At 59.2% G+C, this 9687-nt stretch carries 11 protein-coding genes; 4 read left to right on the forward strand and 7 right to left on the reverse strand.

What is annotated here, in order from left to right; all coding sequences use genetic code 11:
* Positions 1-411 precede the first annotated feature (411 nt).
* Positions 412-828 carry an organic hydroperoxide resistance protein gene (locus ACW9JE_RS25075; protein WP_224534995.1) on the forward strand — a complete coding sequence of 139 codons (417 nt, stop codon included), beginning with the start codon at positions 412-414 and terminating at the stop codon, positions 826-828.
* A gap of 696 nt (positions 829-1524) precedes the next feature.
* Positions 1525-2169 (forward strand): hypothetical protein, encoded by a 645-nt coding sequence (locus ACW9JE_RS25080; protein ID WP_457434259.1) that lies wholly within the window; start codon positions 1525-1527, stop codon positions 2167-2169.
* 92 nt (positions 2170-2261) lie between these two features.
* On the opposite strand, the gene ACW9JE_RS25085 is transcribed toward ACW9JE_RS25080, so the two are convergent.
* From ACW9JE_RS25085 to ACW9JE_RS25100, 4 genes are all read right to left on the reverse strand, one after another.
* Positions 2262-2864, reverse strand: coding sequence for an LOG family protein (locus ACW9JE_RS25085; RefSeq protein ID WP_457434260.1), 603 nt, complete (start codon positions 2862-2864; stop codon positions 2262-2264).
* Between the two features lie 41 nt (positions 2865-2905).
* Positions 2906-3532 (reverse strand): FMN-dependent NADH-azoreductase, encoded by a 627-nt coding sequence (locus tag ACW9JE_RS25090; RefSeq protein WP_457434261.1) that lies wholly within the window; start codon positions 3530-3532, stop codon positions 2906-2908.
* Positions 3533-3636: 104 nt separating this feature from the next.
* Complete coding sequence (gene pdxR, locus ACW9JE_RS25095) at positions 3637-5052, reverse strand: MocR-like pyridoxine biosynthesis transcription factor PdxR (protein WP_457434262.1); 1416 nt, start codon at positions 5050-5052, stop codon at positions 3637-3639.
* A 4-nt stretch (positions 5053-5056) separates the two neighbouring features.
* Positions 5057-5302, reverse strand: a complete 246-nt coding sequence (locus tag ACW9JE_RS25100) for a hypothetical protein (protein ID WP_457434263.1) — start codon at positions 5300-5302, stop codon at positions 5057-5059.
* Between the two features lie 33 nt (positions 5303-5335).
* Here ACW9JE_RS25100 and ACW9JE_RS25105 point away from each other — a divergent pair, with 33 nt between their 5' ends.
* A complete protein-coding gene (locus ACW9JE_RS25105) occupies positions 5336-5788 on the forward strand; it encodes a carboxymuconolactone decarboxylase family protein (RefSeq protein ID WP_224534983.1) in 453 nt (150 codons plus the stop codon).
* 64 nt (positions 5789-5852) lie between these two features.
* A complete protein-coding gene (locus ACW9JE_RS25110) occupies positions 5853-6164 on the forward strand; it encodes a DMT family transporter (protein ID WP_224534981.1) in 312 nt (103 codons plus the stop codon).
* Between the two features lie 119 nt (positions 6165-6283).
* On the opposite strand, the gene ACW9JE_RS25115 is transcribed toward ACW9JE_RS25110, so the two are convergent.
* Genes ACW9JE_RS25115 through ACW9JE_RS25125 form a run of 3 tightly spaced genes read right to left on the reverse strand, consistent with a single transcriptional unit; the run spans position 6284 to position 9373 of the window.
* Positions 6284-7393 (reverse strand): M48 family metalloprotease, encoded by a 1110-nt coding sequence (locus tag ACW9JE_RS25115; RefSeq protein WP_457434264.1) that lies wholly within the window; start codon positions 7391-7393, stop codon positions 6284-6286.
* A gap of 27 nt (positions 7394-7420) precedes the next feature.
* On the reverse strand, positions 7421-7855 hold the full coding sequence (locus ACW9JE_RS25120; RefSeq protein WP_224534976.1) for a hypothetical protein: 435 nt from the start codon (positions 7853-7855) through the stop codon (positions 7421-7423).
* 18 nt (positions 7856-7873) lie between these two features.
* Positions 7874-9373 (reverse strand): CHASE2 domain-containing protein, encoded by a 1500-nt coding sequence (locus tag ACW9JE_RS25125; protein ID WP_457434265.1) that lies wholly within the window; start codon positions 9371-9373, stop codon positions 7874-7876.
* Positions 9374-9687 lie beyond the last annotated feature (314 nt).

The following is a 9687-nucleotide window of genomic DNA, read 5'->3' on the forward strand; positions in this document are numbered from 1 at the left end:
TGGGAGCTGGCTTGCCAGCGATGGCGGCCTGACAGCCGACCTGATTTCCCGGATGGACCCAAAGCCACTGTGGGAGCGGGCTTGCTCGCGAAGGCGGCCTGACTGCCGACCTCGCTTTCTCGGATGTACCCGTTCCAATTGTGGGAGCGAGCCTGCTCGCGATGGTCGTCAATGATGACACCGGCAACCTGACACCCCGCGGTGTCCTGTCGTTCATCGCGAGCATGCTCGCTCCTACAGGAGAGGGGGAGGTTGACTTCGTCGGCCAGGCCGACTGTTCGGCGGGGGCCGTCTATATTGATAGACCGGGCCCGGGCGGAGGATTGCTGCGCGCCCGGTGCATATCATCGGCAGGCCGCTTTTCTGATTCACCTGAAATCGTATGAACCCAAACTCAATCAGGAGATCATCATGACCCAGCTCGACAAAGTCCTGTACACCGCCAAAACCCACACCACCGGTGGCCGCGACGGCGCGTCCAAAAGTTCGGACGGGATTCTCGACGTGAAACTGTCCTCCCCAGGCGCGGGCGGTGGGGGTACCAACCCTGAGCAATTGTTCGCCGCCGGCTGGTCAGCCTGCTTCATCGGCGCCATGGGCGTGGCAGCCAAGGAATTGAAGGTGGCACTGCCCAAGGACGTGGCCGTCGACACTGAAGTCGACCTGGGCACCAATGAAGGTGGCTACCTGTTGCAGGCGCGGTTGAATGTCAGCCTGCCCGGGCTTGATCGCGAAACCGCGCAAAAACTTGTCGATACCGGACACAAGTATTGCCCCTATTCGAAAGCCACACGCAACAACATCAATGTGGTGGTCAAGCTCGTCTGAGTTGAACTAACAAGGTCCTGGCAACCAATATCTGATCATTGTTGCCAGGACCAAAACTTTTCCAATGCAAACTTCCCTGAAAAATCCTTAATAAGAAGCTGTTTGTAGCACAAGGATTGTATGCACTTGCTGTGAACTTCGGCCTTTTTCAGGATCCAATCAGGCAAAAAAATAGTATGACTGTTTTATTTTGAGCTCTCTCGACTGAAAGTTGACCCAATTTGCGTGTGAAATTTTCCCGCGAGCAACTAGTGGATCCAAAAGATTGTACTAAGCATCATCTAAAACAAGCAGGCCAGCAGGAATGGGCTTCGACGAAGGTCCTAGGCCTTTGGTCCGATGTAAAATCGCTTGAAAATCCTCGACCGTCTGTCGGTCCCCCGCTCAAAAAATGAACATTCATTGGCTGAGACCCTCATAGTACGCAGCAAGTCACTTGATGACATGCGCCCCATCCAGCAAGAACAGAAGTGGAATCCGACCCTCATATGCAGTGAATGCAGATGGGGATTTTTTTACCAAAAAATTGAGAGGAACGAACTAAGCGGTTATTGAGGTCCTGGAGCGAACAATAGGAATCACATAACTAGCCTGTTGTTTATTTTCTTGTATGAGCAAGGTCATTCAGAGTCACCACACATAAGAACTCTGTTGATTGGCCTATCTGTACTATCGAATAAGGTGGAGATATTACCCGTGGCGATAAATACAATTATGAGCCTGATCGAACATAAAGAATTCATGGAGTTTCTGCGACTGGGCGTGGTTTACGTCCACCTGGTCGCCTGTTGCGTAGCGATAGGCCTGGTATTGACCAGCGATATCGCAATGGTCAGGGACATGTTGAAACGCAAGGCGCTCACCGATCACGATCATGCACACATGGAGAGCCTGCAGCGCAATGTCGTCTGGGCCTTGATCGTTCTCTGGATCACCGGCATGGCGATCATGGGCATCGACTATCTGGACAAGGGGATGCAGTACTTCATGAATCCCAAGCTCCAGGCCAAGATCATCATGGTCGTGATGCTGACCTACAACGGTGTCCTGCTGCATCGCCTGGTTCTGCCGGCACTGCAAAAGGCCGGTTCGCTGCTCAACCTCGGTTTCAGCGCGCGAATGATGGCGCTGTTCTGTGGCTCGCTCTCGGCCGTGTCCTGGATGTATGCCGTCATGCTCGGTGTCGGACGTCCACTGGCCTGGAAATACTCGCTGTCGGAACTGCTGATGGCGTATCCGGTGCTGATCGCCCTGGGCTTCGCGACAATGGTGGTGCTGACCCAGTACGCCAAGCGTCAGGAAACCGAAAGCGCGCCACAGCAATTGGCGGCCGCACACTAAAAGATCGGCACGGGAGCCTGGCTCACTGTAGCTGACGTAAAAAAGGGCACTGGCGACAGATTTCGGGAGCAGCGTCGCCAGGCCCTGAAACTTCAAACAGCAGGCGCCGACCCGATCCACTTGGTGACGGTCGGCGCCTGCCATCGTTCCAGCGCATCGATCAGGGCCGCGGGATCGGTGTCGAAAATCAGCATGTCGCGGTGCTCGGTTTTCATGAAACCTTCCTTCACCGCGTGGTCCAGCAGGCTGCGTACCGGTTCGAAGAAACCTGCAATGTTCAGGCACGCCACGCCCTTGTGGTGCTCGCCCAGTTGCGTCAGCGTCGCCACCTCGAACAACTCCTCGAACGTTCCCAGACCGCCCGGCAAGGCAATGAACGCATCGGCGTATTCGCTCATGCGGGTCTTGCGGCTGCGCATGTCCTGCGTCACTTCATGGTGGGTCAACTGTGGATGCAAATGCCCGAGTTCGAACAGCAACCCGGTAATGATGCCGACTGCTTCGCCACCTTCGGCCAGCACGGTATCGGCCATGACCCCCATCAGCCCCTTGTCGGTACCGCCATACACCAGACGCAGACCGCGCCGCGCGATTTCCCGTCCCAGGGCGCGGGCGCCTTCAACATAGGCGGGATTGAAACCATGGTTGGAGCCAGAGAAGACAGCGATGCTGCGCAATGCACGGGTGTTGGTCATCGATTTTTTCCTGTAGGAGCGAGCTTGCTCGCGATGGACATTCAGGCAACGCGGTCATCCAGAAAGAACTGCGCCGCTGCCCGCTCGGCGTTCTCGCGGATGACCTCAAGGGCCTCGGGCTTCTGACCGGTACCTTCCACGGTGAAAAACCTCACATCGAGCAGGCCGATGCTTGCCAGCACGGTCGTCAGCCAGGGCCGCAGGAAATCCGGTTGATGGGCATTGACCCCGGTGAAGGTGCTGCCCGACGCGACAGCCACATACACCGGCCGATCCCGCAGCGCGCCGACCTTGCCTTGAGCCGTGATGCGAAAGGTGCGGTCGGCCTGGATCACATGGTCGAGCCAGGCCTTGAGCGCCGAGGGCACCATCAGGTTGTGCATGGGCGTGGCGATGACCACGCAATCGGCGCTTTCCAGTTCGCCGATCAATTGTTCGGCCTGCAGCAGCGCGCCCTGGCTGGCGACGAGGCTGGCCGGATCACGACGTTTGCTCACGGCCTGGGCATAGTCGGCATCGACATGGGACAGGCCGGTGACACCCCGTTCGGTGATGATGAAATCGGTGCCCCGATGGGCGTCGATCAGGTGCTTGATCAGGGTTTGCGAAAGCCGATAGCTCTCGGAGGCAGTCCCTCGCGGGCTGCAGATCACGCGCAGTATTTTCATGGGACCCTTGGAAATCGGTGACAAGTAGGGTCTGCATGATGTGGCCGCTTGGATCAGTGACAAAGAGCCAAGAATTGCCTGTTTGCATGGACCATGATCAGGCTTCAGAGCAGGGCGCGGATGCGTTCGCCCAGTCGTTCGGCGCTGGCTTGCGAGTCGATGTTGGCAAACCCCAGCATCAGGCCGCATTCGCTATCGGGGCCGATGTAGCACTCGCTCAAGGCTTCGGCATAAATCCCCGCGTGCAACAGGCGCTCCACCAGTTCGCGGTCGGATTGCGCCCGGGTCAGGCGCAGGATCAGGTGCATGCCGCCGGGCTGCGCATCGATGCGGACCTCATCGCCCAAGGCATTGTTCAGGCCTTTGACTGCCGCTGCCCGGCGTTCGCCGTAGAGCTTGCGCATGCGCTGGATATGCCGGGCGAAATGACCCTCGGTGACGAAGGTGCTGACGATGGCCTGGGTCAATTCCGGAACGCCGCCGAGGAACATCCGGGCGACCTGTTCGAAGCGCTCGACCTGCGCCGGCGGCACCACCAGATAGGCGATGCGGATGCCGGGAAACAGCACCTTGCTGAAGGTCCCTGCGTAAAGCACGCGGCCCTCGCGATCCAGGCTTTTGAGTGCGGGCAGCGGACGACTGACGTAGCGGTATTCGCCGTCGTAGTCATCTTCGATGATCCACGCCTGCTCGCGGGCCGCCCATTCCAGCAGTTCCAGACGACGCGGCAAGGACAGCGACATGCACAACGGGCTCTGATGCGCCGGGGTGACTACCGCTGCGCGAGCGTCGGATGACTGAGCGATGCCCTGGGTGACTTGCATGCCATCGCGGTCCACGTCTACGGCTTGTATCCCGATCCGCAAAAGCTCCAGCAACTGGCGGGTAGGGGAGTAGCCGGGGTTTTCCACGAGGACGCGGTCGCCGGGTTGCAGCAAGGCGTGAACGATCAGCGTCAGGGTGTTGCGATAGCCCGAGGTCACGAACACCTGGGAAGGCTGGCAACTGATGCCGCGCGCCACTTGCAGGTAGCTGGCGATCGCGTTGCGCAGGGATTCCAGGCCCTGGGCCGAGGGATTGGCCATTTCCGCAACGCCGGTAGCGCGCACGCAGCGGGCACCGATTTGCGCCCAGATTTTGCGCGGAAATTCGTCCAGCGCCGGCAGAGCCATCTGGAAGGGCAGAACCGGCGCCTTGTGCCGCGGCGTTGAGCCAAGTGATGGAGACGATGTGTCGAGGTGCTCCGACGTCGGTCGGGTATTCAGTCCCGCGGCCACCACCGTTCCAGCCTGACCGCGCGGCTGGATATAGCCTTCGGCCGTCAGCAGCGAGTACGCGGTATCCACCGTGCCCCGGGCCAGCCCCAGCTCCTTGGCCAGCGCCCGCGCCGCCGGAATGCGTTCGCCCGGTGTGAGCACGCCATCGCTGATCGCCCCGCGAAAACGCCAGTAGATTTGCCGGTAAATCGGTTCCGCAGAACTCGGGTCGAGGGGCGACTGGCTGTTGATGGGGTTGGTCATGAATTCACTCTGGATAATCACCGATGATTTCGCAGGAGCAAGGCTTGCCCGCGAAGGCGTCCGTGAAATCGCCTTCGCGGGCAAGCCATGCTCCTACAAAAAAGCGGTCCGCGATCTGGTAAAAAAACATCCTACCTGCCTTCACGGCCTCCCTTGAAGGGCCATGAATCGACAAAACGACTAGTCCATCATGGCCCAGTACGCAATCCAGAACATGGCTCTTCAACCATAGGCCAAGCAGGCTCAGCATGCAGTCCTCCACACAGCAATCCGAGGATTCATCATGACTCAACGTATCGACTACGCCAGCGCCGCTCCCGATGGTTACAAGGCCTTCGGCAACGTCTATGGCTACCTGCTCAAAACCGATTTGCCCGCCGAGCTGGTCGATCTGGTCTATCTGCGGATTTCGCTGATCAACGGCTGCGCGTTCTGCATCGACATGCACTCGCGTGATCTGCTGCGCCTCGGCGTTTCGGTAGAAAAACTGGTGCTGGTGCCGGTATGGCATGACGCAGGCAATGTGTTCTCCCAACGTGAGCGCGTGGCCCTGGCATGGGCGGAAAGTGTCACCAACGTGGCTGAATCCGGCGTCAGCGATGCCGACTATGCCGCCGTTGCGGCGGTGTTCAGCGAGAAGGAACTGGCTGATCTGACATATGCCATCAGCCTGATGAACGCCTTCAACCGACTCGGCGTGGCATTCCGTTCGAAACCGGCGGCTGTCACCGCCTGATCGCTTTTATGCTCGCTCGCCCGGCTTCGACAGCGGGCGAACACTTTGAAAGGAGAAGAGGCACATGGCCTGGGCACTGCTGGCGATCGCCGGCGTTCTGGAAATCGCCTTCGCTTTCTTCATGAAGGGCTCCGAAGGTTTCACACGACTGGTCCCCGGCGTCCTGACAATCGTCACCGGGCTGTCGAGCGTGTTTCTGCTGTCGCTGTCGTTGCGTACCTTGCCGGTGGGCACCGCCTACGCGGTCTGGACCGGCATCGGCGCAGTCGGCACCGCGATCATCGGCATGGCCGTACTCGGCGACTCCACCGCACCGCTGCGCATTCTCTGCATCGCGGTGATCCTCGTCGGCATCATCGGCCTGAAACTGGTGTGACCCCCGTCCCTGTAGGAGCGAGCTTGCTCGCGATGGACGACAGTACACCGCGGGGTATCAGGCACCCCGCGTTATCGTTGACGACCATCGCGAGCATGCTCGCTCCTACAGGGGCGGGGTTATTTCCCGCCGGCCGTCACCTCCTGATAAATCTCCTGCAAGTTCGCCTTGCGCTCCTGGGTCGTCGGATGGCGCATGGCCGGTGACTTGACGATGTCTTCCACATCGCCCGCCATGGCTTCCATCTGGTTGCCGGAGGCTTTTTTGGACGAAGCCTGATTCGCCGGCAGGTCCTTGATGAACGCATTGATCATCGCCGCCAGTTGCTGACGATCGGGATAGACCCGGCTGAGCATTTTCACCGCGCAGGAATCGGCCTGCAGTTCCTGATCGACATGGTGTTTGGTGAATTGTCCCTTCTCCAGCTTGACCCGGTCGACTACCGCCTTGGGATTGCCCTTGGCGTTTTCCATCACCTTGAGCAACTCCGATTTGGCGCTGAAGGAGTCGACCACCAGGCTCTGCATCTCCTTGGTTTCATGGCGCTGCAGCACATGGGAGATTTCGTGGGCCAGGGCGAACCAGGCCTTTTGCTGCATCTGCGGCGAGCTCAACAGGCCCTTGTCCAGATACAGGTAACCACCCGGCAGGGCGAGGGCGTTGTGGTTGTCGGTGGCGACGATGAACAGCTTGAATTGATAGTCGTAGGGTTCGTGGACGCTGGCCAGAATGTCCTTGAGCATCTTGTCGGCGGTGGGGTAATACTTGCGGCCCTGCTTGCTGTCGCGGGACAACAGGTCGCCCTCGGACGCATCGTGCTGGCGCTGGGCGTACATGACCTCGGCGCTCATGGGCATCCAGTTCAATTGCTTGGCCGCGCGCTTGGCCGAGTCGCCGAGTTTGTCGCTACCGGGGGCGGCAGGTTGCGCACCTTTGCCGCCAAAGAGTTTGCTCAGCTGTCCGGGGACGGCCTTGAGACCTTCCTTCACGCCTTCCTGCACGCCGAACACCGTGAGCGAGGCGAAATTCTGCGTAAGGGTGTAGGGCTGCACCAGTTCTGAGCAATGGCGGTCGAGCACCACCAATGCCCTAGGCGGCAACGTGTCGAACTCCTTGACGTGCTCCGAACCCGCCTGGCTGCTGAAAGGGTTGGACAGTTTCGGGGTGCTGCAGGCACTGGTCAGTATCACCAGCGCCAGTACTCCGTGCAGGGCCACGCGCGTGTTCATGGTGCATCCCCGACAGGTGCTTGCCTGTCATTTGACCTGTTGCTTGATCTGGTTGATGCGCAAATCCCTGGCGCTGTAAAAACCCTCTTCATCGAGGATCGCCGCTTCGTACACCATGCGCAGGGTCGGGTCGCTGACCTCCTTGCGGACCTTGTCCAGGCGGGAGCGAACCTCGGGGTCGGATTGGGCCTTGGCGAGATCGGCCTGGGCGGCCTGCGGGTTGAAGGGGCGGTCTTCTTCGAGTTTGCGGCCGCCGACTTTTCGGGTGTTTGTGACTCTGCCCAGCACCGATGTGAGGGAACCGCATTCGGCCTGTTCCTTGTCTTTCCAGATCAGTTGCAGAATATTGTCCAGTACGCCGCTGCTGTGATTCAGGTCCTGCAACCCCTGGCATTGTTGAGCCATGGCGGGCACTGCGGTCATCAGCAGCAATGTCGCGATGGCAAAGCGGATCGGCTTCATGACATTTCCCTCGGCGGGTCAATGGATAAAAAGGGCGAATAAGAGCAACAGGAAAAACGCCAGCCTGCGCAAGATCAGCAAGGCCAACGCCCAGTACTGTCCGGAACGCAGCAGACGCGCGAAATCCAGGTAGAAAAAACGTGTTGCTCGCTCCTGCAAGCCGTGGGCGTGATGCGGGCGTTGCTCCCGTTCCTCTGCGACCTTTTGGGCAAAACTGTCCGGGCCAACACCCTGTGCCTTTTCCAGGCGGTTAATCAGCGCCTGACGCTGCTCATAACCTTCCTCGACGGCGGCTCTTACGGCGCTGCTGAAAAAGCTTTCGATCAACATGCCCAGGGCAATCGGAATCGGTGACAGCCAGAGACTGCAATGGCGCAGCAGCCAGAAAGACACGAAGGTCAGCATAAGGACCACGATCGACAACCCGGCGCCGAGCAACAGAATCCGCCAGGGAGCCCGTTGACGATCAAAGGCGCTGGAGCTGAAACGCAGGGAAAAATACCGCCGCCAGGACAGATCGATCAGGCTGCCCATCAACAGGCCGAGTCCGACGTCCAGTACGAATGCGAGCGCGTCGTTGCCCTTTGTGGGTTGCAGCAGAGACATGAAGGCCGCCGCATGCACTTCCACGCCGTACATGGTGCCGACAGGCGTGAGGTAGGTGTCACTGTCGCCGTAACCGCTGCCGAGAAAGACCACCGGCAGGTTCAAGTCGGCGTTGGTCGGGACACAGGGGTCGCATTGAGGCTTGCGTGAAGGCAACTCGCTGAGTGCAACGGCACGTAAACCTGAAAAGTATTGCCCCGGGCTGATGACCAGCGGTGGAACCTGTTCTTTGTGTTGATTGCTCAGGCAGTTTTTCAACCTGACGGGTTTGTTCGGGTAGTTGTCGAACGCAACGGCGGCCAGCGAGTCGGCACTGCAGTCAATGGCGTTAACCAGTCCGTAGCGAATGCGGATGATGGGATCGGCGAAGGACACATATCCCTCAAGGTCTTCACGCCACTGTTCGATGTTCGCCTGAGCTTTCGCATCCAGCATTTCGAAGGGCGCCATCAACACGGTTTGCGTAGGGCGAAGCTGCCCAAGCAATGTCCTGAGTAGAGCGTTGCAATACTCGGCCGCGTCGTTTTCCGGACCGGCAACAGGCATGGAGGGAGACAGGTCGAGATCTATTACCAGCAGTTTGGGAGGCTTGGGCAAATCGTAAATCGCCTCCAGATCCTTTTTCAGCTCGCAGCGATCCAGGGGGTTTCGCTCGCGGTAGTAATCCTCATGGCTTTGCTGATCGATCAGAACCACCGCGACCGTGGGCCGGTCGCCCAGATCCTGCGAAACGTCATGGGCCGTGAGATTGCCGATGCCGAGAAAGGCATATCCGTCGACGGCATCGAGCAAGTGAAACCGGTGATGGCAGATCCCGACGATGGCAGCCACCATCAACGCCGCCGGCAAATGGTGCGTGCAGACAGATAGGAAATGCGCGAGCCAGTGCTCGGACTTCGCATGGCCGGTCATAACGTTACTTCCGCCATTCACAAAACGCTGACCCGACAACCAGCCGGGGACGGTGCAGAAGACTGCCGTTGTTGCGTTCCGGTACGAGCAATGCCTACAGCACTGCAAGGAATGGCTTGTTCAACCGTTGCGCTCCCTGTAGACCCTAGCAGTTGGCCAGTGCCTCGCAAGCGCCCTTTATCGGCGCAATAGTCCTCTTGATCCCTGCTGTTTCGTGGATGTTACACAATGGATCCTTGCCACGGTGGTTCCGGGATGCCGTCTTCGCGGGCAAGCCTCGCTCCTACAGAGTGGGCGTTTGCGGGCCAGCACAG

It is taken from the genome of Pseudomonas sp. SDO55104_S430 (assembly GCF_054070595.1).